The following is a 26,226-nucleotide window of genomic DNA, read 5'->3' as shown; positions in this document are numbered from 1 at the left end:
CAAAATTTTAACTTACAACGCCCATCTCCTTAACTTTTGCCACTGCTTGAGTACGCCGCGCCACACCCAATTTCCCATAAATACGCCGCGCGTGGGTTTTCACCGTATGCAAGGAAATAAATAGTTGTTCGGCGATCTGCTGATTGGAGTTGCCGTGGGCAATCAGCGTGATAACTTCAACTTCTCGAGCGCTCAACCGGGTAGTATCGGTGGCCGGCTCGGTCGCTTGCGTATTACAACGCAAGCGGCTTTGGAGGCTCGGCTGGCGCAGGGTCAAATCACGTATCGCTTGCTGTGCATTGCAGCGCTCAACTAATGCGAGGCCTGCGGCCATGGCTGTCCTGGCCTGCTCGGTGTGCCCGCTCAGATCAGCCACCTCAGCGCACGCCAGTTGCAATTCCGCTTCCAGGGACAGCATCGCGTGGTGCCGTGCGTGATCGAGCAGGGGTTGCAAGCGCTCCAGTGGCCGTTGAGTCAATTGCAGTTGCGTCTCTGCGAGCACCAATTGGTACTCGACCCGCGCGACCAACGACAGCGTGGCTGGCGGTGCCTGAAGTGCATTGGGTCCGCGATAGTGACGCAGCAATCTATTCAGGGCTTCTCGAGCCAGTTCCGGGCGGCCCTGCTGCAACCAGAAGTGACTGCTGACCTGCAACAACACGCCACGGTAGACCGTTTCCGGAATCCGCCGCTGCTGCATCAGCCTTTCTGCATCACGCAACAGCACAAATGCCTGGGCATAATCCAGGCGGTTGGCAGCGAGTTGCGCCAAGCCGAGAAAACCGTACAACGCGCGCTTGTCATGACTGCGCAGGGAGAGTTTCAGGCCATTCTCGAACTGCACAGCCGCCAGCGTTTCCTCGCCCTGGGACAGGAGAAGTCGCCCGCAACGCAAGGCAATACGCCCCAACAACGGCTCTGCGCGCGGTTGTTGCTCGATGAGTAATCCGTGCATGTTCGCCAGGAGCTGCTCTGCCCGGGCGAGCGCCCCTCGTTGCTCCAGCAGTTGCGCATGGTCGAGCTCCAGCAAACCTTCGAACACGAGCGAGCCCTGCTCGCGTGCCAGGCACAATGCATCACGGTTGAGCGCTTGGGCGATGTCAAGCTCACCCGTCAGCAGCGCCTGCTGGGTCAGCCCCGACAGGCACATCAAACGGACGCTCCAGAGAGGTGCCCCGAGGACCTCGAGCGCCTCCAGGAAATGCGCCCGCGAAGCCTGCATGCAACCCTGCAAATGCAAGCGCCAGCCCTGCAACGTCTGCCACCGGGCGATCAGTTGCTGCTGCAACAGTACCGATGGCTGGGGCAGAAAACGCGACAGGTTGTCGATGCATTCCCCCGCCTGTTCGAAGCGTCCGGCGATGAGCAAGGCCGAACTGATCAGCCCGACCAGTTGCGGCGACCCGAGCATCAGGGCATCCCCTTTGCGCTCATGCAGACGCAACAGCAGCACCACCGTCTGTTCCTCGAACAGGTGCTCGAAACTGAAATGCTGCAACAGGCTGACGGCCACTTCGAATTCCTCAGCCAGCAAGGCCTGTTCGAAAGCCGCCTTCCAGTCGTGCTCGGCGCTGAACCACTGGCAGGCACGGCGATGCCAGGAGCGTGCCTGTGGCCACTGCTCCTCGCGCATCAGGCGCGTCAGCGGCGCGAAGATCTGCAACCAGTCGGTGGAATCACGCCAGGGTTCGATGAAGCAACCCAGGGCCTGCAAGGTACTCAGGTACTGCGCGCCCTCGCCCGCGCCGAACAGGTGTTCGCACAGGCGGGCATTGAAGCGCGGCAGATGCGCCAGCACTCGCCAGGCTTCACTCAACTCCGGGGTGAGCATGCTGAACAGTTCATGTTCGAGGTAGTTGTGCAAGGTGTCCGCTCGACCGTGCAATTGCTCGTTGCGCGACCAGTCGCACTTTTGCAGCAGGGCGATCCGCACGCCTGCGCACCAGCCGCCACTTAATTCGACAATCCGGCTGGCACGCCTGGCTGCGTGCGCAGGTTCCAAGTGGTGCAGCAGCGCGGCGATCTCGCTGTGGGTGAACGCCAGGGTCTCGCGTTCGCAGTCGTAGAGTTCGTCGGCGAGCAACAGCCGCGGCCAATTGCACGCGGGAAGGCGGCGCGCACTCAACCACCAGGTGACGGCCGGGCTGCTGAACGACAACAGCCGGTCGAGCAACGCATCCAGCTCCGGGTTGGGCGTGCGGCAAAAATCATCCACGCACAGCCAGATCGGCATCGACGGCCGCGCCAGGTACGCGAGCAGGCCGGCTTCGTCCGTCGCGTCTGCTCCCAGCGCCTGGGCCAGGCGCTGGAGAAATTCATCGGCACTGATCGAGGCCCCCGCCAACGGCAACCAACAGACGTGACATGACGCCGGAGCGCGCAGCAGGCACTCGATCAGCAGCGCACTCTTGCCGCTCCCCGCCGGGGCACACAGCAGTTTCACCCGTGCCATCGAGGCCAGCAGCGGCTCGATCAGCCGATCCCGAGAGCGGTGATGGGAAGATAAACGGGGCAGGAATCCAGGACGGTCCGGCCATGCTGTCATGGCGGTCATTAGCACAGGCCTTGTTATTTTTGTTGCACCACCCTAGCCCTGTGCACACGGCTTGTTGAAGAAGTATTCAACACGCTGATCAATGCCAATAAAAAAGGTGACTATTAAGTCACCTTTTTCCGAAGGCTATGTAGGAATCATCACCTGACCCCTGTACTCCGCAGTGCAGCAGGTGTGTAGTCACCCGCTTTAGCTTCGATACCGAACTCGAAACTGCGCTTCTCTTCGTTCTTCATGCCCAGGGCGATATAGCGTCCGGCAATCAGGTCATACAGCGCTTCGACGGTATAGGCCGGCACCTGGTGATCGTAGTAGTTCTGCGCATGCCCTTCGGCAACACGCCACAGTTGCCCGCGACCGTCGTAGTGGTCTGCCAATGCCACCTGCCAGGTGTCTTCGTCGATGTACATGTGGCGCTTGGCATACACGTGCCGCTCGTTGGGCTTGACCGTGGCGACCACTTCCCAGACCCGGTGCAGCTCGTAGCGGGTCAGGTCCTGGTTGATGTGCCCGGCCTTGATCACATCGGTGTATTTGAGGTCGGGCGAGTCGAGCTTGTAGCTGTTGTAGGGGATGTACATTTCCTTCTTGCCGATCAGCTTCCAGTCGTAGCGATCCGGCGCGCCGGAAAACATGTCGAAGTTGTCGGTGGTGCGCAGGCCGTCGGACGAAGTGCCGACGCCGTCATACGCCACCTGCGGCGCACGGCGCACACGACGCTGGCCGGCGTTGTAGATCCAGGCCTTGCGCGGTTCCTTGACCTGGTCGAGGGTTTCGTGGACCAGCAGCACGTTGCCTGCCAGCCGTGCCGGAGCGGTCACTTCCTGCTTGAAATAGTTGAGCACGTTGTCGTCGCTGCCCGGCTTCAGGTCGCCCAGCAGGGACGGCACCGCCACTTCATCCTTGAAGCGGATCACCGTGAAATCGCCGTTGGACTGCGGCGTGGCCTGGGTGATGGTGCGCCGCAGGTTGCCACCGTGGTAACGGGTGATGTGGTTCCAGATCACTTCGACGCCGTTCTTCGGAATCGGAAAGGCGTAGTAACGGTTGCCGGTGAAATTGGCCAGGCCGTTGCCGTCGTTGATCGGCGTCACGTTCAAGGCGCTGCGCTTGGCCGACTCGTAGATCTCCGTGGGCAAGGCTGCCGTGCGGTGGCTTGGGTAGACCGGGATTTTGTAGGTCTGTGGGTAACGCTTGAACATCGCGACCTGGCCGTCGGACAGTTTGTCCTTGTACTGGTCGACGTTCGCCGCGGTAATGGTGAACAGCGGCTTTTCGTTGGCGAACGGGTCGGCCAGAAAGCCCTTGCTGTCCACCGCCCCGGCATTTTTCGGCAGGCCGCCGGTCCAGGCCGGGATCGAGCCGTCGGCGTTACCGGCCTTTTCGGCGCCCAATGGCGTCAGGCTGGTGCCCAGTTTGTTGGCTTCTTCGGGCGACACCGCCGCCATCACATTGGCAGCCAACAGGCCGAGGGCCAGAACGCTGCATTGCAAAATCATCTTGCGCATCAAAATCATCCTTCTCAGCCAGATCAGAAGTTCACGCCAAAGCTCAACGCCAGGAAGTCACGGTCTTCCAGGGTGTTGTAGTCACCACCGAAGAAGTCGGTGTAACTCAGGCTCGCGGTGTAGGTGTTGCGGTAGTCGGCATCGACGCCGACGCTGATTGCCTTGGCGCCTTCGTTGAACAGGCCGTTGGGGCCATAACCGTTGACGTCGTGGGACCACGACAGGTTGGGTTTGAAATTGATCCCGGCGATGACGTTGTTGTATTCGAGGATGGCTCGGGCGCGGTAACCCCAGGACGTCGAGGTGACAAAACCGTCGGTGTCGCCACCGAAGCCGTATTGGCCGTAGACCGAATCGCGGCCGTAGCGCAGCTTGCTTTTATCCTCCAGCCCAGCGACATGCACCACCGCCGCTTCACCCACCAGGGTCAACCGGTCGGCGCCGGCGACCTGATCAATGAAGTGCGTCAGGCTGCTCTGTATCTGGGTCACTTCCTTGCGGCGATAGCCCTTGTTGTCGGCCCCCGGCGCCGTGGCGATCGGCGAGGCCGTGCCGCCGGCAATCGGGTTGACCATGGCCAGGGTCAGGTCGGTGCTGTTGATCTGCACCGGCAGGTTGGGCCGATAGCTGATCTCGCCGGTCCAGGCGGTGCCGGTGGGCAGGGTGGTGGAGAAGCTCGCGCCATACAGACGAATGTCTTCCGGGTATTCGAGGTAGTACTGGCCACGACCGAGCATCACGCTCTGGGCCAGCCCTGCACCACTGCCGGGAGCGATGGCGTTGGCGGCGGCGATGATTGCCGGCAGTCGCGCCAGGGTGCTCAGCCCGGCGGTGCTGGTGCTGACATACGGCGAGCGGCTGTGATAGTTCATGAAGTACAGGCCGTACTCGGTGTCGTCGCCCAGCCAGCGCAATGCCGTGCCCCATTGCCCCGAGTCACGGGCATCGCGGTCGCCGCCACGGGGCACGATCACGCCTTCCCTGCTGACCTGGAAACCCTGGCCGAATGCCGCGGCAATCGGCTGCAACGGGGCGATCGCCGGGCTGGCGACGGTGTAGCCGGTGGTGCAGCCATCGGCCGCCACGTCACCACCGAAGAAGGTGCCGCAGTTGTCGAGGACGGTCTGGTCCCACTCCAGCTGGTAGAAACCTTCCACGGTCAGCTTGTCGGTCAGGCCCTGGGAGGCGAACAGCATGTTCACCGGAATCAGGCCTTCCTTGATCTCGGCGCCCGGCCGGCGAAACGCCGAAACGTCGATGGGGTTGATGCTGTTGATCGAGTTGCCGATGAAGGTGCTTTCCCCCCAACTGACCACCTGCTTGCCGGCGCGCACGGTGCCCGGCAGCTCGCCGATGGAGTAGTTGTGGTAGACGAAGGCATCGAGGATCTCCGCCCCCGCCGACTTGGAGCCTTCCTTGCGGTTGTGGTCGCTGATGGGCTTGAACGGCCGGTTTTCGTCCTTGAGTTCGAAGTCGTACCAGTACTTGCCTCGCACGAATACGCCGGTGTCGCCGTACTTGAGTTCGAGGTCGTGAATGCCCTTGAAAATCTTCGAGAAGGTTTCGCCCTTGGTGAAGTTCTGGCGGCCATCGTCACCGGTCGACGCCTGGCCGCTGCCGCCATTGACTGTCCCCACCAGCGACTGCTTGGCATCGCGCATGCCCCAGCTCGCGCCCACGGACAGCGAGGAATCGAACGTGGCTTCGATCTCGCCAATGTTGAATGAAACGGCCTGCGCCTGGGCACAGCAGCCCAAGGCCACCGCAGCGGCCAGCGCCTGCGGCGTGAAGATGGCGCGCATTGTTGTTTTTGTCATGCGTCTTCCCCGGTGAGTGACAGAAGGCCACACCCTACTGCCGCCGCCAGGAGGCGATAAGCGCACGAAGGAGGTATTTGCGGTGTCGCTCGAAAGGATGAACAGCCTTGCCGCGCAGGGGTTTGAGCGCGGTATGGATGCAGTGGATGGTGGCCGATCAGTCAGGCGCATGATGGAACGGACCCGCTGCAATCCTGCGCGGCGGACTGTTGCTCAGCCTGCAACACTGCTTGTCTGGAATCGCTATTTTTCCTTTCCGCTCAGGGGTTTATTCTTGCCTGGCTTTCACGAAAAGCCGCTGAAAGCCCGCTTCGACGGTGTGTGACCCGCCCACACCGCCGGCGCCAGAATTCAGATGATTCGAAGGTTTCGACTCATCCCCCCGGTGTGCACCTGACGTTGATTTGTAGCTCCTTGATCCAACGTCTTACCTTGGCCGCTGCGTTTGCAGCGGCTTTTTTTTGGCCTGGTTTTTCCTGCTGGCGCGCTTGAGGGCATCGCGAGCACCTACATCACTTGCCGAATGTGACTACGAGAATCGGTAACCATGTGAAATGCCGAATGATGAAAGCTGATGACTGCGCCCATCGCGCCATCAACTGATCATGGAAGAGCATTGTTATGAAACCGATTCTGTACAACAAATCCCGCGCCATCAGAAGCTACAACAGCCGAATCCGCTTTCTGGTTTTTCACTACACCGCCGGTAACTTTTCCAGCTCCCTCAGTGCCCTGACGGGGCCGAACGTGAGTGCCCACTATCTGATCCCCGACGTCACGGACCCGAGTTATGTGAAGGCCGGTTATACCGAGCAGGAAGTCTTCAACCTCGTCGATGAACAGCACCGCGCGTGGCACGCGGGTGTCAGTGCCTGGGGCGATCGGACCAGTTTGAACGACACCTCGATCGGCGTGGAAATCGTCAACCTCGCGTCCTACAAGGATGGCGTGTTCACCTTCCCGCCCTATCACCCGGCGCAGATCATCGCGATCGAGGAGCTGGCGCTGAACATCCTGGGTCGCTATCCGGACATCAGCCCGACTCAGGTGCTGGGGCACTCAGACATTTCCATCGGACGCAAAAGCGACCCAGGCCCGGCGTTTCCCTGGCATGCGCTGTATTTGAAGGGGGTGGGGGCCTGGTTCGATGACGCGACCCGACAGGCTTTCCAGGATCGCTACGCACAGACCGGGATGCCCGAGCGGGCTGAACTGCTCAAGCTGTTCAAGACTTACGGGTATGACGTCAGCAAGGCATCAACGGCACAAGGCTACAACCAACTGGTGCGGGCGTTTCAGTTGCATTTTCGTCCGGCAAATTACAGTGGCGTCATGGATGTGGAGACGGCGGCAAATCTGGCGGCGTTGGTGAGCAAGTATTTTCCATAACCCACCCACGTCCCCCCTGTAGGAGCGAGCTTGCTCCGGGCGGCGTTCCGACGATGCGGTGTGTCAGTTAAGAATCAGTCGACTGACACTCCGCCATCGCGAGCAAGCTCGCTCCTACAGGGGACCGATAGAGCTTTTAGATGGCGTAACGCTGCAAATTGCTCATCATTTCCTTGAGCGCTTCGATGTTGTCCTTCGGATGCGCCGCGCCTTCGAAATCGCAGATCTGTTGCCAATTCGCAGCCACGTCTTCCGGGGTGAACCCGGCTCGTGGGTCGAACCCGGCACCGAGGCTGCGCTCCCAGCGCACCTTGCCCATCCAGCCGCCACCGACTTCGAACAACCCGGAGGTTTCCTGGCATTGCTCACTGGCGAGGTACACCACCAGCGGGCTGACCAGTTCCGGTTTGAGCTGTTCGAACACCTGTGGCGGAATCAGGCCTTCGGTCATGCGGGTGCCGCCGGTGGGGGCGATGGCATTGACCAGGATGTTGTTCTTGCGGCCTTCGATGGCCAAGGTGCGGGTCAGGCCGTAGAGGCCGAGCTTGGCCATGCCATAGTTGGACTGGCCGAAGTTGCCGTAGATGCCCGAGGTCGAGGCGGTGAAGATCACCCGACCGTAGTTTTGCTCGCGCAGGTGCGGCCAGGCGGCGCGGGTGACTTTGTAGGCGCCTTCGACGTGGACACGGTAAACCAGGTCCCAATCGGCGTCGTCCATCTTGTGGAAGGTCTTGTCGCGCAGGATGCCGGCGTTGTTGACCACGACATCGACACGGCCGAAGGCGTCGAGGGCGTTCTGGACGATTTTTTCGCCGTCGGTGACGGAATCATGGTTGGCCTCGGCGATGCCGCCCGCCTCGCGAATTTCCGCGACCACCCGGTCGGCGGCCGACGCATTGGCGCCTTCGCCCTGGGTCGAGCCTCCCAGGTCGTTGACCAGCACCCTGGCCCCCTGCTTCGCGAACAATAACGCGTGGGCACGCCCCAGGCCACCGCCGGCTCCGGTGATGATCACGACTTTATCTTCGAAGCGTACAGACTCGTTCATTGCGGGACTCCAGCAGGCCAGGGACTATGAGTCCGAGTGTCTGCCACGCGAGTGCGCGCCACAATGATCTTGGGCAAGGCTGAATGGTAGGCGATAAGGCCTGAGGATGATGCACGATCACCCTTTTCCTGTAGGAGCGAGCTTGCTCGCGATGCGGTGTGTCAGCTGAGAATCAGTCGACTGACACTCCGCCATCGCGAGCAAGCTCGCTCCTACAGGGGGCGATGCTGGGATTCAGGAGCAAGCGACCTTCAGCGTTGCCGGCGTCAGCCGGTCGCGAAATGCCAGGTAGTGCTCCAGCACTTGCCCTGGTGCCTCGGTCTGCGGGTAGTGGCCGATGCCCGGCAACAACACGGTGTCGGGGTTCGGAATCAGTTGCCGATAACGCTGGACCATGTGCCCGCCGGAGATCGGGTCGACCTCGCCGTCGATCACTCGCAGCGGCACGCCGCCACGCTGCATGGCATGGACCCAGCGGTCGCGCTGGGCCCGTCGTTCCGGGATGTAGCTGATCAGTTTGTGCAGGATCCTCGGGCCACGATTGCTGTCGACCAGACTCCAGAAGTCGTCCATTTCGCTTTCGCTCGGACGGCTCTGCGGGCCGAAGATCTGGCGGAAACTCTTCACCAGCGCGTCACGTGAGAACGCCCGGCCGATCATCCAGCCCAACGGGCTGAGCAACAGTTTCTGCATCAGCACCGGACGATGGGTTTCCGGAAACAGGCCGCCATTGAGGAACACGCAACTGGCCAGGTTGAAACGTGCTTCATAGTGCCGGGCCAGCAGTTCCTGCGCCACGCTGTCGCCGTAATCGTGGGCCAGCACGTGCACCGGTTGCCGGATACTCAAGTGCTCCAGCAATGCCTGTTGCAGATCGGCTTGCTCGAGCAGGCTGTATTCATGGTTCAGTGGCTTGGCCGAATCGCCGAAGCCAAGCATGTCGCAGGCAATCAGGCGATAACGCTGGGCCAGCGGCTGCCACAGGTAATGCCAGTCCCAACTGGCGGTGGGGAAGCCATGGATCAGCAGCAGCGGCTCACCCTGCCCCGCCGTCCAGTAACGCACGGTGTGGCCCTGGAACTGGAACGACTGGGCGCGCTTGCGCCAGACACACAGAGGAATCTCGGCAAGAGGCATCAGAATTTGTATCCCGCGTCTTGTTGATCGAGTTTGCGCAGCAGCGCTGGCCAGGCCAGTGCACCGCCCATCCCTTGAGCACTTTTGGTGACGCCGGCGATCATCGCCCTGGCGCCCGCCAGAATCTGCGGGTCGATGCTGATCAATTCGGCACCGCCGCTCGAAGCCATGACCTGGATATCGCAGGTGCGCTGGAAAATGAACATCATCAGGAAGGTATCGGCAACCGTGCCCCCACAGGTCAGCAGACCGTGGTTGTTCAGCATCAGGAAATTGTTGTCGCCGAGATCGGCCTGTAAGCGCGCCTTCTCTTCGTGGTTCAGCGCAACGCCTTCGTAGGCGTGATAAGCCAGGCTGGAGAGGACGAACAGCGACTGCTGGCTGATCGGCAAAATGCCCTGCTTCTGCGCCGACACGGCAACACCCGAAGCCGTGTGGGTGTGCAGCACGCACGCCACATCGTGACGCACTTCATGCACAGCGCTGTGGATGGTGTAACCCGCCGGATTGATCTCGTAGGGGCTGTCCATCAGCTTGTTGCCGGCCTGGTCGACCTTGACCAGGCTCGACGCGGTGATTTCGTGGAACATCAGCCCGAACGGGTTGATCAGGAAGTCTTCGGTGCCGGGCACCTTGGCGGAAATATGGGTGAAGATCAGATCGTCCCAGCCATGCAGGGCGACCAAACGGTAACAGGCGGCGAGATCGACACGGGTCTGCCACTCGGCGGCGCTGACCTGATCTTTGACACTGTGGGGCGATTGGACGGGGGCTACGCTCACGGCAAGGAACTCCTGTTCTTATTATTTTGCTCACGTGAACCAGTCTAGTCAGGCTAGTAGTTTAGTAGTAGTTGCATTGGCAGCCAGCTTGATGACCGAGCGAGTCAGGACGCGCGCCCGTGTGGATCCAAGTCAGAGAAGCGACGCCAGCAATGGCGCGGCGAACAGATTCAGCAAGCCCGTCAGCACCATCACCAACCCCGCCACCGAGCCTTCCTCGCCGCCCACCTCATGCGCCCGACTGACCCCGGCGCCGTGCGCACCGACGCCAAACAGCGCACCGCGAGCCAGGGCACTGCGCAGCGGTAGCCACTTGAGCAGAATGCCGCCGAGCATCGCCCCGAACACGCCGGTGAACATGACGAACACCGCCGTGAGCTCCGGCACGCCACCCAGGTCGTGGGCCAGGGGCATGGCGAAAGGCGTGGTAATCGAGCGCGGCACCAGCGACATCGTGATCGAACTGTCCAGTGCCAGGGCCCTGGCCAGGCCGAACGAACTGCCGATGGACGCCGCACTGCCGGCCAGCATCCCGAGCAGAAGCGCCGACCAATGGCGCATCAGCATCTGCCGCTGCTGCCAGATCGGCACGGCGAAAGCCACCGTCACCGGGCCCAGCACCAGCATCAACCAATGGGTGTTGCTCGAATATTCGGCGTAGGCAGTGTGCATCGGCACCGCAAGCGCCAGCAGCAAGGCCGGAACCAGAATCAGCGGCGACAGCAGATACCGGCCCGTGCGTGCGTAAATCCAGCGGCTGAACCCGTATGCGAGCAAGGTGACGGCCAGCCAGAACATCGGCATCCACTCAAGCTTCACGGGACCTCCTCAACCGCACCACCAGCTCCACGGTGAATGCGGTCACCAACATCACCATCAAGGTGCTGACGCCGATTACCAGCAGAATCCGCCAGCCTTCGTCGCGCAACAGGCCGCCGTAATCGAGCAGGCTCATCAACGCCGGGATGAAGAACAGCAGCATCTCGGCCATCAGCAGGCCGGCGCCTTTCTGCAACGTCGCCGGTTTGACCACCCCGAGCGCGAACGCCAGCAGCAACAGCGCCATGCCGATGACCCCACCGGGGATCGGCCAGCCCGACCAGACCGCCAACTGACAGCCCAGCCAATAAATAGCCAACAACACCGCCAGTTCAGTGGCCAGGCGGCCCAGGTTCTTCAGGGTAGATGCATTCATGTCTTCAATTCCTCGCCCGATCATTTTACGGAGCGGGCTGTCATCCCCGAAGCGAATTGTTAGACTCAAAGCTATTCCGGAATGGAATTGCACAATGGAATTCAAACAGCTACGAAGCTTCGTCGAAGTCATGCACCAGGGCGGCTTTACCCAGGCCGCCAAAACCCTGCACATCAGCCAGTCAGCCGTGAGCAAACAGGTCGCCCAACTGGAACAGAGCCTGGGTATGCCGCTGCTCGAGCGCCTGGGTTCGCAATTGCGCCTGACCGACGCCGGGCGCGTGGTCCTGCAACGGGCCGAAGGCATGCTGCGCCTGCGCAACGAATTGCTCAGCGAACTCGACGACCTGAGCCATCTGGCCCGTGGCGAATTGCGCCTGGGCTTGCCGCTGCTGGGCAGTGATGCGCTGTTTGCCGAGCTGTTCGCCGAATACCGGCGGCGCTACCCCAACATCAGCATTCATTTGCTCGAAGGCGGCAGCCTGAACATCGAGCAAGGGGTGTTGAACGGTGAGCTGGAGCTCGGTGGCGGCCTTTTGACCAAAGACCCGCAGTTCGCCTTCCAACGGTTTTGCGATGAACCGCTGGATGCCCTGTTGCCCACCGATCATCCCCTGGCGAACCGGGCGGTCATCGGGCTGGAGGAATTGGCCGATACGCCGTTTCTGCTGTACCAACGCAGCTTCGTGCTCAATGACCGGGTGCTGCAAGCCTGCCAGCAGGCAGGCTTCACCCCCAGGGAAGGCGGGCGCAGCGGTCAGGCCGACTTTCTTGCCGCGCTGGTGGCGGCCGGGCAAGGCGTGGTGCTGTTGCCGCGGTTGGTCGCGCGCGGGCTGGAACGGCCAGGCGTGGTGCGCCTGACCCTGAATGCGCCGGACTACCTGCGGTGGGACATCGCCTTCATCTGGCGCCAGGGTGCCTACTTATCGAAAGCGGCACAGGCCTGGCTGGCGCTGCTGCGTGAACGGCCGATCAGCCGCGCAGAGCGCTGATCAGGTCCGCCAGCCAAGGCTCGGCGTCGGTTTCCGGGGTCACGCTTTCGCTGGCGTCCAGGCGCAACATCGGCAGCACTTCGCGAACCCCCATTTCACCCAGCAGCTCGCGCATCAGTTCACCGCCACCGCAGAAGGTGTCGCCGTAACTGGCGTCGCCCAGAGCGATCACCGCGCCCGGCAGACCGCGCCATTGCGCCGGCAGCTGATCGCGGATGGCGAAGTACATCGGTTGCAGGTTGTCCGGCAACTCGCCAAGACCGGTGGTCGAGGTCACGGCCAGGAACGCTTCGGGGCCGAAGGCCTGGACATCGGCGTAGCTGGCGCGAGGGTTGTGGAATACCTCGAAACCCGCAGTTTTCAATAGGCTCGCGGCGTGGCGGGCGACTTCTTCAGCCGTGCCGTAGACCGAGCCGGAAAGGATGGCGACTTTCATCAATCTGATCCTGAAGCTGTGTAAAAGAGTCGGATATTAACAGCACAGCCTCGAATGTTCTTTTAGACTTCAGACGTCCAACCGCCAGGAAAAAACCTTACATGATCAACGCCCAACTGCTGCAGATGGTGATCGACGCGTCCAACGACGGCATCGTGATCGCCGAACGAGAAGGCGAGCACGACAACATCCTGATTTACGTCAACCCGGCTTTCGAACGCCTGACCGGCTACAGCAGCGAAGAGATCCTGTATCAGGATTGCCGCTTCCTGCAATCGGGCGATCGTGACCAGCAAGCGCTGGACACCATTCGCGACACGCTGGCCCGCGACGGTTCCTGCCGCGAAGTGCTGCGCAATTATCGAAAGGACGGCACGCCCTTCTGGAATGAGCTGTCGCTGACGACCGTGAAAAACGCGAACGACGGCCAGACGTATTTTGTCGGTGTGCAAAAAGACGTCACCGTTCAGGTCAAGGCGCAGCAGCGGGTTGCGCAGCTGGAAGCACAGGTCGCCGAGCTGCAACGCGAACTCGCCCAATTAAAAGCGACGAACGGCTAAAACAAAATAAAGAATTGAATGTCATTAACTACAATCACCGTTGAATGCCTTTGTAACTTAATCTTTCGAGCCGATCATGCACCGTGACGCACTCCTGACCCAGGACGAGCTGGATTACATCCAGTCCATGCAACACAACCCGAAACTCAACGTTCGGGATGCGAACTCGAGTCTGCTCGTCAACGGTGGATCGCAAATCCGTGACCTGCTCACACGCCTCGCGGCCCATGAGCAAGTCACCATTCAGGCGAATTTCGAAAACCAGCAAATGACCTTTCCACTGCACCTGGTGGAAGACGAGTTTCATGCGCTGCATTTGCGCCTGGGCGTGCCCAGCATCTATGAAGATGGCCCGTCGGTGCGGCCATGGCGGCTGGTACTCGACGAACCGGTCGCCCTGGAAAACGCCAATGGCCAGCCCGGCACGCTGTGGGTGCACGAGGTGTCTTTCAAAGGCGTTCTGCTGGAAGTGCGCAACAAGACCAAGCCACCCAAGCATTTCGCCCTGTGGTTCAGCCCGTCAGGTTATGAACGCATTGCGATGCGCGGCACCTTCGAGAAAGAAGCCGAAAATGGTTTCTATGCCTATCAACTGAACCAGAGCGACACGGACGAAACCGAGCGCCTGCGCCAGTTCATCCTGCAGCAGCATCGGCTGACCCATCCCGCCCTGCACCTCTGATTCAGGTATCCAGGTTACCCGCAAGGAACTGCCGCAGACGCTGGCGCATTTCCATGCCTTCGTTACCCAGACAGCCGATGGACGTTCCGGCCAGGCTGTCCTCGGCCAGATCGGACGCGTCCCCGGCCAGCATCAACTGACAATCCAGACTCATGGCCAGCCGGTTCAGCCGTCGCGGCAAGTCGGGCGCCGGTGCGTGATTGGAAAAGAGGACCAATGCCTGTGGCTTGATCTTTTCGCAGACCAGCGTCAGTTCATCGAGGGGCTGGCCGATGGTCAGCAAGCGCACGCCCATGTCGTTGCCGCTGAGGAACAACGCCGCCACCAGCAATTCAAGCTCGCGACATTGCCCGGCCAGGGCGCTGATGATCACCCGCCGCGGCGAATTGCGCATCAGCAGCAGCCGTTGCAGGACCCGCGTGCGCAGGTAGCCATCGTAAAACAGCCACTCGCTGGTCTGGCCGAACTGATCCTGACGCTGTAGCAACTGTTTCCACAGCGGGATCAGGATGTCCTGGAACACCACCGACTGGGAGTAGCTGGAAAAGATCTGCCCGTAGACCTGATCGAGTTGAATATCGTCGAAGGCGCTGACCGCGGCATGCACCTGTTGCTGCCATTGCGCGTAGTCGGCCTGCACCAGTTCATCGGGAATGATGTGCGAGAGCGCCTGGAGCGGCGAGACCTTGGCCAGGATCTTGCCGACCTTGCTCACCGCAACGCCACGGTCGAGCCAACCCAGAATGCTGTGGACCCGCTCGATATCGGCCAGGGCATACAAACGATGCCCGCTTTCGGTGCGCGTGGGCTGGATCAGGCCATAACGGCGCTCCCAGGCGCGCAGCGTGACCGGGTTGACGCCAGTGAGCCGGGACACTTCGCGAATCGGAAACAGCTCGTCCTGCGCTGAAGGAACAGCTGCTGGGGAACCCGTGACATCGTCAATCAGTACAGGCATTGGGCGGACAACGCTATTGTGCAAATTGGATCCTATCTTACCTCGCCTACCCCCTCCCTATTCAAGGCATTGCTCGATGACGATTCCCGGGCGCATAACCTGTAGAATCCGGCGTATTCCTTGCTTGTACCGAGACGCAGCCCACCACCCCGGCGCTGCGCCTGGCGAAACTCCTATCCGGAGTGGCGCGATAGACCTACGGAGTTACACAATGACTACCTCACCCGTCACGCTGATGGTTGCCCGCCGCGTCGCCGATGGACGCTATCAGGACCTGATGACCTGGTTGCGCGAAGGCGAACAACTGGCCACCGACTTCCAGGGCTACCTGGGCTCCGGCGTACTCGCCCCGCCACCCGATGGCGACGAATTCCAGATCATCTTCCGCTTCGCCAACGAGCAGACCATGCACGCCTGGGAACACTCCGCATCGCGCACGGCCTGGCTGGCCCGGGGCAGCGACCTGTTCGCGCACAAGACCGAACACCGCGTGAGCGGCATCGAAGGCTGGTTCGGCGCCGCCGGCGCACGACCACCACGCTGGAAACAGGCGGTGGCGATCTGGCTGGCGTTCTTCCCGGTGTCGCTGCTGTTCAATTTTGTCCTGGGCCCGCTGCTCGGCGAGATGAGCCTGCTGCCCAGGGTGATGATCAGCACCCTGTGCCTGACGCCGCTGATGGTGTACTTCTTCATTCCGTTGTCGACAAGGTTGCTGGCGGGGTGGTTGAACGCCACGCCGATCCGCCGCTCGCCCGCGGAAGCTCGCTGACACTGCGACGCCCCCCCCTGTAGGAGCGAGCTTGCTCGCGATGGAGTCACTGACACCGCTGTGTGTCAGGCAGACATCGTCATCGTTGGCGATCAATCGCGAGCAAGCTCGCTCCTACAGGAACGCGGTAGATCTGTGGCCGTGGCGGTTGCGCTGGTATAGTTTTACCCTCACCGCGACGCGAGCCGTTCATGACCTCTTCTTCCGCTCCGATCCTCATCACCGGCGCTGCCCAGCGCGTCGGCCTGCATTGTGCGCAGCGGTTGCTCGAAGACGGGCATGCCGTGATCTTCAGCTATCGCAGCGAACGCCCAGGTGTACAGACCCTGCGCGACCTGGGCGCAACGGCAGTGTTCGCCGACTTGTCCAGCGAAGCCGGCATCCTGGCGTTCATCAACGAACTGAAGACTCACACGCACAGCCTGCGCGCGATCATCCACAACGCGTCGGAATGGCTGGCCGAGACACCGGGCAGCGAAGCGCAGGTGTTCACTCGCCTGTTCAGCGTGCACATGCTCGCGCCCTACCTGATCAACCTGCACTGCGCCGACCTGCTGCACCGCTCGCAGCCTGCCGACATCGTGCACATCGGCGATGACGTCACACGCAAGGGCAGCAGCCAGCACATCGGCTACTGCGCCAGCAAGGCCGGGCTCGACAGCTTGACCCTGTCCTTCGCCGCCCGTTACGCGCCGGCGATCAAGGTCAACGGCATCGCCCCGGCCCTGCTAATGTTCAATACGCACGACGACGCGGCGTACCGCGCCAAGGCACTGGCCAAATCGGCAATGGGCATCGAGCCCGGCAGCGAAGTGATCTACCAGAGCCTGCGTTATTTGCTCGACAACCCGTATGTCACCGGCACGACCCTGACCGTCAATGGCGGGCGGCACCTCAAGTAGGCCACGCAGAGGATCATCATGACGTTAGCCCCGGCTCAAAATGCCCTGTCCCACAGTTATCGCGAGATTCTCGTCGGCCTGGGCGAGAATCCCGACCGCGAAGGCCTGCTCGACACCCCGATGCGCGCAGCCAAGGCCATGCAGTACCTGTGTCACGGCTATGGGCAGAGCGTCGAGGAAATCGTCAACGGCGCGCTGTTCGCCTCCGACAACGATGAAATGGTGATCGTCGACAACATCGAGTTGTACTCGCTTTGCGAACATCACATGCTGCCCTTCATCGGCAAGGCGCATGTGGCTTATATTCCCACGGGCAAGGTGCTGGGCCTGTCGAAGATTGCGCGGCTGGTGGATATGTTCGCCCGGCGCCTGCAAATCCAGGAAAACCTCACCCGGCAGATCGCCGACGCGGTGCAGCAAGTCACCGGGGCGGCCGGTGTCGCGGTGGTCATCGAGGCACAGCACATGTGCATGATGATGCGCGGCGTCGAAAAACAGAATTCGACCATGAACACCTCGGTGATGCTCGGCGCCTTCCGCGAGTCGAGCAACACCCGCCAGGAGTTCCTGCAATTGATTGGACGGAGCAAGTAGTAATGCCACAACTTCAACCAGGCATGGCACGCATCCGGGTCAAGGACCTGTGCCTGCGCACCTACATCGGCATCAACGAGGACGAGATCCTCAACAAGCAGGACGTGCTGATCAACCTGACGATCCTGTACGCCGCCCAGGAAGCGGTGCGCGACAACGACATTGATCACGCGTTGAACTACCGCACCATCACCAAGGCGATCATCGCCCACGTCGAGGGCAATCGTTTTGCTCTGCTCGAACGCCTGACCCAGGAAATCCTCGACCTGGTCATGGCCAACACCTCGGTGCTGTACGCGGAAGTGGAAGTCGACAAGCCCCACGCCCTGCGTTTTGCCGAGTCGGTGTCGATTACGCTGGCCGCGAGCCGCTGAACGCGTCTGGCGCATCGTGCGCCAGGCTTCTATCATCGCCCGCCCCCCAAGAACTCACAGAGCCCATCATGACCGAGCAACAACGCCTCGAACTTGAAGCCGCCGCCTTCCGCCGGTTGGTCGCGCACCTGGACAGCCGCAAGGATGTGCAGAACATCGACCTGATGAACCTCTCGGGTTTCTGCCGCAACTGCCTCTCCAAGTGGTACAAGGCCGCTGCCGACGAGCGCCAGATCGAGGTCAGCCTCGATGACGCCCGTGAAGTCGTCTACGGCATGCCCTACGCCGAGTGGAAAGCCCAATACCAGAAAGAAGCCAGCGCCGAACAACAGGCGGCGTTCGCCAAAGGAAAACCCCATGACTGATCTGAATACCCTGCGCGCCAGCCTCAACAGCGGCGAACACGTCTTCGCCGAGACCCTGGCCTTCATCGCCGCCGGCTACGATTACCAGCCGCAGGCTTTCAACAACGGTGGCGTGGAAAACGCCGCCGGCCAGAACGAAGGCTCGTGCAAGACCCTGGGCCTGGCCCTGCTCGAAGGCCTGAGCGATGAAGAAGCGCTGCTGGCGTTCGGCGAGCACTACCGTTCGGTGCTCGCCACCCCGGAAGGCAGCGACCACGGCAACATCCGCGCCCTGATCGCCCACGGCCTGGCCGGGGTGAAGTTCAGCCAGCCGCCGCTGACACGCCGCTAAGGCGAAAGCTGCACCTGAAACTGTATTGAACCTGTGGGAGCGAGCCTGCTCGCGATGATCGTCAACGATGACGCTGGGTACCTGATACCCCGCGGTGTTCTTGAGACCATCGCGACGGTTCGACGCCTCGACAGGCTCGCTCCCACAGGTTTCAGGTTTCAGGTTTCACGGATTCAAGCGCACATCCCGACTTTTAAGATTGACCCGGCAACTTTATTTCGTTTGCCCGCCACCGCTGCTCGCGGCTTAGATGAACGCCAGTTCTCCACCTTGCGAGCCGGTCCTCCATGAGCAGCGAATCCATCAGTCAGTCGATCAACATCGTGCACCCTGTCACCCTCAGCCACGGCAGGAACGCCGAGGTCTGGGCCACCGATGGCAAACGCTATATCGACTTCGTCGGCGGCATCGGTGTGTTGAACCTCGGCCACTGCCACCCGCGCATCGTCGAAGCCATCCGCGAGCAGGCCACCCGGCTGACGCACTACGCGTTCAACGCAGCCCCGCACACGCCTTACCTGGACTTCATGGAGCGCCTGGCCGGGTTCATTCCGGTGAGTTACCCGGTCAGCGGCATGCTCACCAACAGCGGCGCGGAAGCGGCGGAGAATGCCCTGAAGATCGTCCGTGGCGCCACCGGTCGCAGCGCGGTGATCGCCTTCGATGGCGCCTTCCACGGTCGCACGCTGGCCACGCTCAACCTCAACGGCAAGGTCGCGCCGTACAAACAGAAGGTCGGCGTACTGCCCGGCCCGGTGTATCACCTGCCCTTCCCGAGCAAGGACAACGGCGTGAGCTGCGCCGAGGCGTTGAAGGCGCTGGATCGGCTGTTCAGCGTCGAAATCGATATCGCCGACGTCGCCTGCTTCATCGTCGAACCGGTGCAGGGTGAAGCCGGTTTCCTCGCCCTGGACATCGAGTTCGCCCAGGCGCTGCGTCGTTTGTGCGATGAAAAGAACATTGTGTTGATCGCCGATGAAATCCAGTCCGGGTTCGGCCGCACCGGCGAACGCTTTGCGTTTTCGCGCCTGGGCATCGAGCCGGACCTGATCCTGCTCGGCAAGAGCATTGGCGGCGGCGTGCCGTTGGGGGCGGTGGTCGGGCGCAAGGCGCTGCTCGACACCTTGCCCAAGGGCGGGCTCGGCGGCACCTACTCGGGCAACCCAATTGCCTGCGCAGCCGCACTGGCGACGCTGGACGAAATGAGCGACGCCAACCTGCACGTCTGGGGCGCGCAGCAGGAGCAGGCGATCGTGCGCCGCTACGAAGCCTGGCTCGCGGGCAACGTCTCGCCGTACCTGGGCCGCCTGACCGGTGTCGGTGCCATGCGCGGTATCGAACTGGCCAACGCCGACGGCACACCCGCCCCGGCACAACTGACGCAACTGCTGACCCTGGCGCGGGACGCCGGCCTGCTGCTGATGCCCAGCGGCAAGTCGCGGCACATCATCCGCCTGCTGGCGCCGCTGACCACGGAGCCGGCGGTGCTGGAAGAAGGCCTGGACATCTTCGAGGCGTGCCTCAAGAAACTGGTGTGAACACCCCAACCCTGTAGGAGCGAGCTTGCTCGCGATGGACGAACAGGCACCGCTGTGCGTCAGGTAGCCAGCGTTATCGTTGACGCCCATCGCGGGCAAGCCCGCTCCTACAGGAAACCAGACACAAAAAAACCGGCCTAAGCCGGTTTTTTCATTTCAACACCCTCAGAACGAAGCGTTCTGCAGGCCGTCGAGGTAACGCTCGGTATCCAGTGCCGCCATGCAGCCGGCGCCGGCCGAGGTGATTGCCTGGCGGTACACGTGGTCAGCCACGTCACCGGCGGCAAAGATGCCTTCGACGCTGGTCGCCGTGGCGTTGCCGTCGCGGCCGCCCTGCACGACCAGGTAACCGTCTTTCAACGTCAGCTGGCCTTCGAACAGCGAGGTGTTCGGGGTGTGGCCGATGGCGATGAACACGCCGTCGACTTTCACTTCGTCGAAGCTGCCGTCGTTGTTCTTCAGGCGGGCACCGGTCACGCCCATGTTGTCGCCCAGCACTTCGTCCAGGTTGGAGTTGAGCTTGAGGATGATCTTGCCTTCGGCCACGCGAGCGTTGAGCTTGTCGATCAGGATCTTCTCGGCGCGGAAGGTATCGCGACGGTGGATCAGGGTCACGGTGCTGGCGATGTTGGCCAGGTACAGCGCTTCTTCCACGGCGGTGTTGCCGCCACCGACCACAGCCACTGGCTTGTTGCGGTAGAAGAAACCGTCGCAGGTCGCGCAGGCCGAAACGCCCTTGCCCATGAACGCTTCTTCCGATGGCAGGCCCAGGTAACGAGCGCTGGCGCCGGTGGCGATGATCAGGGCGTCGCAGGTGTAGGTCGCGCTGTCGCCGGTCAGGGTGTAAGGCTTGGCAGCGAAGTCCACGGCATTGATGTGATCGAAGACGATCTCGGTCTCGAAGCGCTCGGCGTGTTCACGCATACGTTCCATCAGCACCGGACCGGTCAGGCCATGGACGTCGCCCGGCCAGTTGTCGACTTCGGTGGTGGTGGTCAGTTGACCGCCGGCCTGCATGCCGGTGATCAGCAGCGGCTTGAGGTTGGCACGGGCGGCATAGACCGCAGCGCTGTAACCGGCAGGGCCGGAACCGAGAATAATCACTCGCGAATGACGGACTTCAGACATGACCTGCTCCTGTTGACCGGCCCAAAACATCTGGCGCGGAACGCCGGATCACCGGCGTGAATAAAAAAGGACCATTGAAAGCACTTGGGGAAGGCTTGAACTCGACAGTCCTGTAAAAGAATGGGTGCAGCGTATCGAGGGGGCGAAGATTAAGGAAATACGGTTTAACAATCCAGCTCATAGGTGGTCTCTATCCTGTTACCGATCGTTTATAGGCGCCTTTGTTACAGCTGATGTCGATCCATACACCGCGCTTTCGCACCTTGGGCAAAGCCGGTAAGGTCGGCGCGTTTCCCCTCTCTCGGAGCACAATATGCCCGCCCCTGTTCTGTCCGGCCCGCAATACCTGCGCGAAGGCCTGAAACTGGTGCTCAGCCCCAGCCTGCGTCTTTTCGTATTGCTGCCACTGGTAATCAACCTGGTGCTGTTCGTCGGATTGGTCTATCTGGCCGGCCATCAATTCAGCCTGTGGGTCGATGCGCTGATGCCGACCCTGCCCGACTGGCTGAGTTTCCTCAGTTACATCCTCTGGCCGATTTTTGTGGTGCTGGTGGTGTTGATGGTGTTTTTCACCTTCACCATGCTGGCGAACATCATCGCCGCCCCGTTCAACGGTTTCCTCGCCGAGAAGGTCGAGGTGGTGGTGCGTGGCACCGATGACTTCCCGGCGTTCAGCTGGGGCGAACTGATCGCCATGGTCCCGCGCACCTTCGCCCGGGAAATGCGCAAGCTCGGCTACTTCCTGCCCCGGGCCATCGGCCTGTTCATCCTGTCGTTCGTGCCGGTGGTGAACATCATCGCCGCCCCGCTGTGGCTGTTGTTCGGCGTGTGGATGATGGCCATCCAGTACATCGACTACCCGGCGGACAACCACAAGCTGGGCTGGAACGAGATGCTCGCCTGGCTGCGGCAGAAGCGCTGGCAGAGCATGAGCTTCGGCGGCATCGTTTATCTGGCGCTGCTGATCCCGCTGGTGAACATCCTGATGATGCCGGCGGCCGTGGCCGGCGCCACCCTGTTCTGGGTGCGTGAACGTGGTGCCGAGAACCTCGTGACCCAACGCTGAGGCGTTCACAAATCCATCATCAAACAGCCACACCGGCGACATGGCCTCAGTCGACACTGAGGTCATGACGACAGCTCTGCATATCACCCTGATCACCGAAACCTTCCCTCCCGAAATCAACGGCGTGGCCAATACCCTTGGCCGTCTGTGCGACGGTTTGCGCGCGCGCGGGCATCAGGTGGAACTGGTGCGACCTCGCCAGGGTTGCGACCAGCAACTGGGCAGCGACGATGAACTGTTGCTGTGCCGTGGCTGGCCGTTGCCGGGCTATCCGGGTTTGCAATGGGGCCAGTCGTCGATGCACAAGCTGCTGCGACGCTGGACGCGCCAGCGCCCCGACGTGCTGTACATCGCCACCGAAGGCCCGCTGGGGTTGTCGGCGTTGCGGGCGGCGCGGCGCCTGGGGATTTCCGTGGTCAGCGGCTTTCACACCAATTTCCAGCAGTACTCCAACCAGTACGGGCTGGGTCTGCTGACGCGCCTGCTGACCCACTACCTGCGCTGGTTTCACAACCGTTCCAACCTGACGCTGGTGCCCAGTGTCAGCCAGCGCATGGAACTGGAGCGTCGGCATTTCGAGCGTCTGGCGTTGTTGTCCCGAGGGGTCGACAGCCAGCTGTTCCACCCAAGCAAACGCATTCAATCGCTGCGTGAACAATGGGGCCTGGGCGAAAAGGACATCGCCGTCCTCCACGTCGGACGCCTGGCACCGGAGAAGAACCTCGGGTTGCTCAAGCGCTGCATCGACACCCTGACGGCGAGTTATCCACAGCGGAACATCAAACTGATCATCGTCGGTGACGGCCCGCAACGGGCGGCACTGGAGAAGGAGCTGCCTGAGGCGATTTTCTGTGGAGCACAACGGGGCGAAGCCCTGGCTGCCCACTATGCGTCGGGCGATGTGTTCGTGTTTCCCAGCCTCACCGAAACCTTTGGCAACGTAGTGCTCGAGGCGCTGGCGTCGGGGCTTGGGGTGGTGGCTTACGACCAGGCGGCTGCGGCCCAGCACATTCGCCATGGCTACAACGGCGTGCTGGCGATGCCCGGCGATGAAGCGGCGTTCTGCGATGCCGCGGTGTGGTTGCTGGAGGAACGCGAGACCTTGCGCTGCGTGCGGCTCAATGCGCGTCAGCATGCCAGTCGCCAGGGCTGGGCGGCGATCATCGAGCAGTTCGAGGGGCAGTTGCGGGGGGCTTGTGTGGGGGAGGCGGTGGTGCCTGGCGCTGCTTCCCTGCCTTGAGATTTTTGTTGGGGCCATCGCGAGCAAGCTCGCTCCTACAGGAGCAATGAGACCCTGTAGGAGCGGGCTTGCCCGCGATGAGGCCCTGACAGGCGCCGCTTAAACCAGCGTCATCAACGCCTCACGGCTGAACGGCAGGATGTCCTGCTCGCGCCCGTCACGCACTTTCTGCGCCCAGTCCGGGTCCACCAGCAGTGCACGCCCTACCGCCACCAGGTCGAACTCGTCGTTGTTCAAACGCTCCAGCAGTTTTTCCAGGCTGGCCGGTTGTGCCACCTTGTCGGTATTGACCATGAATTGCAGGAACTCGCCATCCAGGCCAACGCTGCCCACGGTGATGGTCGGCTTGCCGGTCAGCTTGCGCGTCCAGCCGGCCAGGTTCAGCTCGGAACCGTCGAACTCCGGCTCCCAGAAACGGCGCGTCGAGCAGTGGAAAATGTCCACGCCAGCGTCGGACAACGGCTTGAGGAAGTCACCCAGCGCCTCGGACGTCTGCACCAGGCGCGCGGTGTAATCCTGCTGCTTCCACTGCGAGAAGCGGAAGATGATCGGGAAGCCTTCACCGACGGCGGCACGCACCGCCTGGATCAGCTCGATGGCAAAACGCGAACGGTTGGCCAGGCTGCCGCCGTATTCGTCGGTCCGCTGGTTGCTGCCCTCCCAGAAGAACTGGTCGATCAGGTAACCGTGGGCGCCGTGGATTTCCACGCCGTCCATGCCGATGCTTTTGGCATCCTTGGCGGCCTGGGCGAACGCGGCGATCACGTCCTGGATGTCCTGCTTGCTCATGCCGTGCACCACGACCTGGCCATCCTTGAGTTTTTCCGACGGGCCGTAGCCTGGCACGCTGGCGTCCGGCTCGGTGCCGATGCGCCGCACACTGCCGACATGCCACAGTTGCGGCACGATCTTGCCGCCTTCGGCGTGCACCGCGTCGACCACTTTCTTCCAGCCGGCCAACGCGCCTTCACCGTAGAAATGCGGCACGTTCGGGTAACCGTTGGACGCCTTGTGCCCGACGGTGGTGCCTTCGGTGATGATCAGGCCGACGCCGGCCGCGGCGCGACGACGGTAATACTCGATGACTTTGGAATTGGGCACGCCACCGGGCGAGAACGAACGGGTCATGGGCGCCATGACCACACGGGTCGGCAGTTCGAGGGTGCCAAGGTGGAACGGTTTGAACAGGGCTTGAACGGGCATGGGTGCGCTCCACGGGGTAGACTTTATGACGGCGATAATATGGAGGTTCGCGGGCGCTGGGAAGGATTATTGATTTGCGTGATTAAGGGTCAAAACCTGCGGATACCCCGCCGCACCTGTAGGAGCGAGCTTGCTCGCGATGGAATCACTGACACCGATGGGCGTCAGGCTGTCAGCGTTATCGTTGACGTCCATCGCGAGCAAGCTCGCTCCTACAGCTACAGGGAATGGCTTCAGCCCAGGGCTTTTTCGATGGCCTGGATGACCGAGGGATCATCCGGTGCGGTGCGTGGCGAGAAGCGTGCCAGTACCCGGCCGTCCTTGCCCAGCAGGAATTTTTCGAAGTTCCAGGTGATGTCACCGGGAAACTCGGCGCCCTCGCCGGCCAGCAGGCGATACAACTGATGACGCTCGTGGCCGTTGACTTCCAGCTTGCTGGACAACGGAAAGGTCACGCCATAGTTCAGGCTGCAGAAATCCTGGATTTCCTGCTCGGTGCCCGGCTCCTGTCCGGCAAACTGGTTGCACGGCAGGCCCAGCACACTGAAGCCCTTGTCCTTGTATTGCTGATACAGGTTTTCCAGCGCGGCGTATTGCGGGGTCAAGCCACATTTGGAGGCCACGTTGACCACCAGCACGACGTTGCCCTTGAAAGGCGCCAGTGGAAGTTCCTGACCATTCAGGGCTGTCAATTTCAGGTCGTGAAAAGCACTCATGACGTACTCCAGATTCCCGTGTTTTTCTCGAAACAGCTTCTTGGCGATACTGCCATGGACAGCCGCGGACTAAAAAGGCGCCCTCGGGCGCCTCTCCAGTTCTCTGAGCTTAGCGCAGAAAATCAGTGGTGATGGCCACCTTCGCCATGGATGTGACCATGGGCGATTTCTTCCTGGCTGGCGTCACGGATGGCAACGATCTTGACCTGGAAGTTCAGGCGCTGACCGGCCAGCGGGTGGTTGCCGTCAACGGTGACATCGTCGCCGTCCAGGTCACGGATGGTCACGATCTGCATCTGGCCGTCCGGTGCGGAAGCGTGGAACTGCATGCCCACTTCCAGTTCGTCGACGCCTTCGAACATGCTGCGGTTCAGGGTGCTGACCAGTTCGGCAGCGTATTCGCCGTAGGCATCTTCAGGTTCAACGGCCACGGTCAGCTCTTCGCCGACACCTTTGCCTTCCAGGGCTTTTTCCAGGCCTGGGATGATGTTGCCTGCGCCTTGCAGGTAAACCAGCGGTGCGCCGCCGGCGGAGCTGTCGATGACCTCACCAGCGTCGTTGGTCAGGGTATAGTCGATGGAGACAGCCTTATTGGCGGCGATCAGCATGGGGCGAGACCTTTTGCAGAAGAATATTGAAGGGCCAAGTCTAGCGAAGCCATCGTCCGAAAGCGAACACAACCCGGACAAACGGACCGCGACACCCGACTCGAACATCACAGGCTTTCACCAGGATGAGGACGGCCACTGGGTGGCCGAGCTGTCCTGCGGCCATACGCAGCACCTGCGTCACCAGCCGCCCTGGCAATCGCGGGCCTGGGTGCTGGACCCTGCACAGCGGGCGGCAAAAATCGGCCAGCGCTTTGCATGCGGTTGGTGCGCTCAAGGCGCGGTTAGCGATAATCTTGGCGACTGAATCCCGGTAGAACGTCAGAGATAGACGC

Annotated in this window: 29 protein-coding genes; 15 read left to right on the top strand and 14 right to left on the bottom strand. The window is 61.6% G+C overall.

Going from position 1 to position 26,226, the window contains the following annotated elements; translation table 11 throughout:
- Nucleotides 1–7: 7 nt before the first annotated feature.
- From ABVN20_RS18255 to ABVN20_RS18245, 3 genes are all read right to left on the bottom strand, one after another.
- On the bottom strand, nt 8–2,554 hold the full coding sequence (locus ABVN20_RS18255; RefSeq protein WP_368557100.1) for a LuxR C-terminal-related transcriptional regulator: 2,547 nt from the start codon (nt 2,552–2,554) through the stop codon (nt 8–10).
- Between the two features lie 140 nt (nt 2,555–2,694).
- On the bottom strand, nt 2,695–4,062 hold the full coding sequence (locus tag ABVN20_RS18250) for a DUF1329 domain-containing protein (protein WP_368557099.1): 1,368 nt from the start codon (nt 4,060–4,062) through the stop codon (nt 2,695–2,697).
- Between the two features lie 23 nt (nt 4,063–4,085).
- On the bottom strand, nt 4,086–5,879 hold the full coding sequence (locus tag ABVN20_RS18245) for a DUF1302 domain-containing protein (protein ID WP_368557098.1): 1,794 nt from the start codon (nt 5,877–5,879) through the stop codon (nt 4,086–4,088).
- Nucleotides 5,880–5,961: 82 nt separating this feature from the next.
- Here ABVN20_RS18245 and ABVN20_RS18240 point away from each other — a divergent pair, with 82 nt between their 5' ends.
- Together ABVN20_RS18240 and ABVN20_RS18235 are read left to right on the top strand one after the other, a co-directional pair.
- A complete protein-coding gene (locus tag ABVN20_RS18240; protein WP_368557097.1) occupies nt 5,962–6,204 on the top strand; it encodes a hypothetical protein in 243 nt (80 codons plus the stop codon).
- A gap of 296 nt (nt 6,205–6,500) precedes the next feature.
- Entirely contained in the window at nt 6,501–7,268 is a 768-nt protein-coding gene (locus ABVN20_RS18235) for an N-acetylmuramoyl-L-alanine amidase (protein ID WP_368557096.1), read from the top strand.
- A 136-nt stretch (nt 7,269–7,404) separates the two neighbouring features.
- On the opposite strand, the gene ABVN20_RS18230 is transcribed toward ABVN20_RS18235, so the two are convergent.
- The 5 genes from ABVN20_RS18230 to ABVN20_RS18210 form a co-directional block, all read right to left on the bottom strand.
- Complete coding sequence (locus tag ABVN20_RS18230; protein WP_368557095.1) at nt 7,405–8,316, bottom strand: SDR family oxidoreductase; 912 nt, start codon at nt 8,314–8,316, stop codon at nt 7,405–7,407.
- A 234-nt stretch (nt 8,317–8,550) separates the two neighbouring features.
- Complete coding sequence (locus ABVN20_RS18225) at nt 8,551–9,453, bottom strand: alpha/beta fold hydrolase (RefSeq protein WP_368557094.1); 903 nt, start codon at nt 9,451–9,453, stop codon at nt 8,551–8,553.
- Nucleotides 9,453–10,235, bottom strand: coding sequence for a class II aldolase/adducin family protein (locus ABVN20_RS18220; RefSeq protein WP_368557093.1), 783 nt, complete (start codon nt 10,233–10,235; stop codon nt 9,453–9,455). Before ABVN20_RS18220 ends, ABVN20_RS18225 begins: the two co-directional genes overlap by 1 nt.
- 132 nt (nt 10,236–10,367) lie before the next feature.
- Nucleotides 10,368–11,054, bottom strand: a complete 687-nt coding sequence (locus tag ABVN20_RS18215) for an LrgB family protein (protein ID WP_368557092.1) — start codon at nt 11,052–11,054, stop codon at nt 10,368–10,370.
- Nucleotides 11,044–11,430, bottom strand: a complete 387-nt coding sequence (locus ABVN20_RS18210) for a CidA/LrgA family protein (RefSeq protein ID WP_368557091.1) — start codon at nt 11,428–11,430, stop codon at nt 11,044–11,046. Before ABVN20_RS18210 ends, ABVN20_RS18215 begins: the two co-directional genes overlap by 11 nt.
- A 94-nt stretch (nt 11,431–11,524) precedes the next feature.
- Here ABVN20_RS18210 and ABVN20_RS18205 point away from each other — a divergent pair, with 94 nt between their 5' ends.
- Nucleotides 11,525–12,421 (top strand): LysR family transcriptional regulator, encoded by an 897-nt coding sequence (locus tag ABVN20_RS18205; RefSeq protein ID WP_368557090.1) that lies wholly within the window; start codon nt 11,525–11,527, stop codon nt 12,419–12,421.
- Here the strand turns inward: ABVN20_RS18205 and ABVN20_RS18200 are convergent.
- Nucleotides 12,402–12,857 carry a flavodoxin gene (locus ABVN20_RS18200; RefSeq protein WP_368557089.1) on the bottom strand — a complete coding sequence of 152 codons (456 nt, stop codon included), beginning with the start codon at nt 12,855–12,857 and terminating at the stop codon, nt 12,402–12,404. The two genes, ABVN20_RS18205 and ABVN20_RS18200, sit on opposite strands and share 20 nt — an antisense overlap.
- 101 nt (nt 12,858–12,958) lie before the next feature.
- On the opposite strand from ABVN20_RS18200, the gene ABVN20_RS18195 reads away from it, so the two are divergent.
- Both ABVN20_RS18195 and ABVN20_RS18190 read left to right on the top strand, forming a co-directional pair.
- On the top strand, nt 12,959–13,417 hold the full coding sequence (locus ABVN20_RS18195) for a PAS domain-containing protein (RefSeq protein ID WP_368557088.1): 459 nt from the start codon (nt 12,959–12,961) through the stop codon (nt 13,415–13,417).
- A 76-nt stretch (nt 13,418–13,493) separates the two neighbouring features.
- On the top strand, nt 13,494–14,099 hold the full coding sequence (locus ABVN20_RS18190; protein WP_368557087.1) for a hypothetical protein: 606 nt from the start codon (nt 13,494–13,496) through the stop codon (nt 14,097–14,099).
- 1 nt (nt 14,100) lies between these two features.
- Here ABVN20_RS18190 and ABVN20_RS18185 read toward each other — a convergent pair whose 3' ends face one another.
- On the bottom strand, nt 14,101–15,057 hold the full coding sequence (locus ABVN20_RS18185) for a MerR family transcriptional regulator (protein ID WP_368557086.1): 957 nt from the start codon (nt 15,055–15,057) through the stop codon (nt 14,101–14,103).
- A gap of 211 nt (nt 15,058–15,268) precedes the next feature.
- On the opposite strand from ABVN20_RS18185, the gene ABVN20_RS18180 reads away from it, so the two are divergent.
- From ABVN20_RS18180 to ABVN20_RS18150, 7 genes are all read left to right on the top strand, one after another.
- Nucleotides 15,269–15,826 carry an antibiotic biosynthesis monooxygenase gene (locus ABVN20_RS18180; protein ID WP_368557085.1) on the top strand — a complete coding sequence of 186 codons (558 nt, stop codon included), beginning with the start codon at nt 15,269–15,271 and terminating at the stop codon, nt 15,824–15,826.
- A 191-nt stretch (nt 15,827–16,017) separates the two neighbouring features.
- Nucleotides 16,018–16,728, top strand: a complete 711-nt coding sequence (folM, locus tag ABVN20_RS18175; RefSeq protein ID WP_368557084.1) for a dihydromonapterin reductase — start codon at nt 16,018–16,020, stop codon at nt 16,726–16,728.
- Between the two features lie 18 nt (nt 16,729–16,746).
- Entirely contained in the window at nt 16,747–17,322 is a 576-nt protein-coding gene (folE, locus tag ABVN20_RS18170; protein WP_368557083.1) for a GTP cyclohydrolase I FolE, read from the top strand.
- A gap of 2 nt (nt 17,323–17,324) precedes the next feature.
- Nucleotides 17,325–17,696 carry a dihydroneopterin triphosphate 2'-epimerase gene (gene folX / locus ABVN20_RS18165; RefSeq protein WP_027924563.1) on the top strand — a complete coding sequence of 124 codons (372 nt, stop codon included), beginning with the start codon at nt 17,325–17,327 and terminating at the stop codon, nt 17,694–17,696.
- Nucleotides 17,697–17,764: 68 nt separating this feature from the next.
- Complete coding sequence (locus ABVN20_RS18160) at nt 17,765–18,061, top strand: DUF1244 domain-containing protein (protein ID WP_192309761.1); 297 nt, start codon at nt 17,765–17,767, stop codon at nt 18,059–18,061.
- Nucleotides 18,054–18,392: a HopJ type III effector protein gene (locus ABVN20_RS18155; protein WP_368557082.1), complete on the top strand. Its 339-nt coding sequence runs from the start codon at nt 18,054–18,056 to the stop codon at nt 18,390–18,392. The genes ABVN20_RS18160 and ABVN20_RS18155 overlap by 8 nt, the downstream gene beginning before the upstream one ends.
- 287 nt (nt 18,393–18,679) lie before the next feature.
- Nucleotides 18,680–19,930 (top strand): aspartate aminotransferase family protein, encoded by a 1,251-nt coding sequence (locus ABVN20_RS18150; RefSeq protein WP_368557081.1) that lies wholly within the window; start codon nt 18,680–18,682, stop codon nt 19,928–19,930.
- A gap of 165 nt (nt 19,931–20,095) precedes the next feature.
- Here ABVN20_RS18150 and trxB read toward each other — a convergent pair whose 3' ends face one another.
- Nucleotides 20,096–21,058, bottom strand: coding sequence for a thioredoxin-disulfide reductase (trxB, locus tag ABVN20_RS18145; RefSeq protein ID WP_368557080.1), 963 nt, complete (start codon nt 21,056–21,058; stop codon nt 20,096–20,098).
- A gap of 313 nt (nt 21,059–21,371) precedes the next feature.
- Here trxB and cysZ point away from each other — a divergent pair, with 313 nt between their 5' ends.
- A complete protein-coding gene (gene cysZ, locus ABVN20_RS18140; RefSeq protein WP_368557079.1) occupies nt 21,372–22,124 on the top strand; it encodes a sulfate transporter CysZ in 753 nt (250 codons plus the stop codon).
- 40 nt (nt 22,125–22,164) lie between these two features.
- The gene (locus tag ABVN20_RS18135; protein ID WP_368557078.1) at nt 22,165–23,364 is read left to right on the top strand and encodes a glycosyltransferase family 4 protein; all 1,200 of its coding nucleotides are present in this window, start codon (nt 22,165–22,167) and stop codon (nt 23,362–23,364) included.
- A 99-nt stretch (nt 23,365–23,463) separates the two neighbouring features.
- Here the strand turns inward: ABVN20_RS18135 and ABVN20_RS18130 are convergent, their stop codons facing one another.
- The 3 genes from ABVN20_RS18130 to ABVN20_RS18120 all read right to left on the bottom strand — a co-directional run bounded on the left by ABVN20_RS18130 (nt 23,464) and on the right by ABVN20_RS18120 (nt 25,891).
- Complete coding sequence (locus ABVN20_RS18130) at nt 23,464–24,567, bottom strand: NADH:flavin oxidoreductase (protein ID WP_368557077.1); 1,104 nt, start codon at nt 24,565–24,567, stop codon at nt 23,464–23,466.
- 233 nt (nt 24,568–24,800) lie between these two features.
- The gene (locus tag ABVN20_RS18125; RefSeq protein ID WP_368557076.1) at nt 24,801–25,283 is read right to left on the bottom strand and encodes a glutathione peroxidase; all 483 of its coding nucleotides are present in this window, start codon (nt 25,281–25,283) and stop codon (nt 24,801–24,803) included.
- Nucleotides 25,284–25,405: 122 nt separating this feature from the next.
- Nucleotides 25,406–25,891 carry a peptidylprolyl isomerase gene (locus ABVN20_RS18120; protein ID WP_368557075.1) on the bottom strand — a complete coding sequence of 162 codons (486 nt, stop codon included), beginning with the start codon at nt 25,889–25,891 and terminating at the stop codon, nt 25,406–25,408.
- Here ABVN20_RS18120 and ABVN20_RS18115 point away from each other — a divergent pair.
- Nucleotides 25,860–26,198 carry a DUF3565 domain-containing protein gene (locus ABVN20_RS18115; RefSeq protein WP_368557074.1) on the top strand — a complete coding sequence of 113 codons (339 nt, stop codon included), beginning with the start codon at nt 25,860–25,862 and terminating at the stop codon, nt 26,196–26,198. The genes ABVN20_RS18120 and ABVN20_RS18115 overlap by 32 nt on opposite strands.
- Nucleotides 26,199–26,226: the final 28 nt, after the last annotated feature.

Source organism: Pseudomonas sp. MYb118 (assembly GCF_040947875.1).
In the GTDB taxonomy this organism is placed as follows: Bacteria; Pseudomonadota; Gammaproteobacteria; order Pseudomonadales; family Pseudomonadaceae; genus Aquipseudomonas.
This window is presented reverse-complemented; position numbering and strand designations above follow the sequence as displayed.

Excerpts from the sequence above, each read along its gene's own strand:
- ABVN20_RS18205 (WP_368557090.1), top strand. The coding sequence starts at position 11,525 with ATGGAATTCAAACAGCTACGAAGCTTCGTCGAAGTCATGCACCAGGGC.
- ABVN20_RS18230 (WP_368557095.1), bottom strand. The coding sequence starts at position 8,316 with ATGAACGAGTCTGTACGCTTCGAAGATAAAGTCGTGATCATCACCGGA.
- trxB (WP_368557080.1), bottom strand. The coding sequence starts at position 21,058 with ATGTCTGAAGTCCGTCATTCGCGAGTGATTATTCTCGGTTCCGGCCCT.
- ABVN20_RS18135 (WP_368557078.1), top strand. The coding sequence starts at position 22,165 with ATGGCCTCAGTCGACACTGAGGTCATGACGACAGCTCTGCATATCACC.
- ABVN20_RS18225 (WP_368557094.1), bottom strand. The coding sequence starts at position 9,453 with ATGCCTCTTGCCGAGATTCCTCTGTGTGTCTGGCGCAAGCGCGCCCAG.
- ABVN20_RS18160 (WP_192309761.1), top strand. The coding sequence starts at position 17,765 with ATGACCGAGCAACAACGCCTCGAACTTGAAGCCGCCGCCTTCCGCCGG.
- ABVN20_RS18200 (WP_368557089.1), bottom strand. The coding sequence starts at position 12,857 with ATGAAAGTCGCCATCCTTTCCGGCTCGGTCTACGGCACGGCTGAAGAA.
- ABVN20_RS18235 (WP_368557096.1), top strand. The coding sequence starts at position 6,501 with ATGAAACCGATTCTGTACAACAAATCCCGCGCCATCAGAAGCTACAAC.
- ABVN20_RS18185 (WP_368557086.1), bottom strand. The coding sequence starts at position 15,057 with ATGCCTGTACTGATTGACGATGTCACGGGTTCCCCAGCAGCTGTTCCT.
- folX (WP_027924563.1), top strand. The coding sequence starts at position 17,325 with ATGCCACAACTTCAACCAGGCATGGCACGCATCCGGGTCAAGGACCTG.
- ABVN20_RS18210 (WP_368557091.1), bottom strand. The coding sequence starts at position 11,430 with ATGAATGCATCTACCCTGAAGAACCTGGGCCGCCTGGCCACTGAACTG.
- ABVN20_RS18130 (WP_368557077.1), bottom strand. The coding sequence starts at position 24,567 with ATGCCCGTTCAAGCCCTGTTCAAACCGTTCCACCTTGGCACCCTCGAA.
- ABVN20_RS18180 (WP_368557085.1), top strand. The coding sequence starts at position 15,269 with ATGACTACCTCACCCGTCACGCTGATGGTTGCCCGCCGCGTCGCCGAT.
- ABVN20_RS18115 (WP_368557074.1), top strand. The coding sequence starts at position 25,860 with ATGGAGACAGCCTTATTGGCGGCGATCAGCATGGGGCGAGACCTTTTG.
- folM (WP_368557084.1), top strand. The coding sequence starts at position 16,018 with ATGACCTCTTCTTCCGCTCCGATCCTCATCACCGGCGCTGCCCAGCGC.
- ABVN20_RS18245 (WP_368557098.1), bottom strand. The coding sequence starts at position 5,879 with ATGACAAAAACAACAATGCGCGCCATCTTCACGCCGCAGGCGCTGGCC.
- ABVN20_RS18255 (WP_368557100.1), bottom strand. The coding sequence starts at position 2,554 with ATGACCGCCATGACAGCATGGCCGGACCGTCCTGGATTCCTGCCCCGT.
- ABVN20_RS18250 (WP_368557099.1), bottom strand. The coding sequence starts at position 4,062 with ATGCGCAAGATGATTTTGCAATGCAGCGTTCTGGCCCTCGGCCTGTTG.
- cysZ (WP_368557079.1), top strand. The coding sequence starts at position 21,372 with ATGCCCGCCCCTGTTCTGTCCGGCCCGCAATACCTGCGCGAAGGCCTG.
- ABVN20_RS18150 (WP_368557081.1), top strand. The coding sequence starts at position 18,680 with ATGAGCAGCGAATCCATCAGTCAGTCGATCAACATCGTGCACCCTGTC.
- ABVN20_RS18125 (WP_368557076.1), bottom strand. The coding sequence starts at position 25,283 with ATGAGTGCTTTTCACGACCTGAAATTGACAGCCCTGAATGGTCAGGAA.
- ABVN20_RS18120 (WP_368557075.1), bottom strand. The coding sequence starts at position 25,891 with ATGCTGATCGCCGCCAATAAGGCTGTCTCCATCGACTATACCCTGACC.
- ABVN20_RS18195 (WP_368557088.1), top strand. The coding sequence starts at position 12,959 with ATGATCAACGCCCAACTGCTGCAGATGGTGATCGACGCGTCCAACGAC.
- ABVN20_RS18155 (WP_368557082.1), top strand. The coding sequence starts at position 18,054 with ATGACTGATCTGAATACCCTGCGCGCCAGCCTCAACAGCGGCGAACAC.
- folE (WP_368557083.1), top strand. The coding sequence starts at position 16,747 with ATGACGTTAGCCCCGGCTCAAAATGCCCTGTCCCACAGTTATCGCGAG.
- ABVN20_RS18190 (WP_368557087.1), top strand. The coding sequence starts at position 13,494 with ATGCACCGTGACGCACTCCTGACCCAGGACGAGCTGGATTACATCCAG.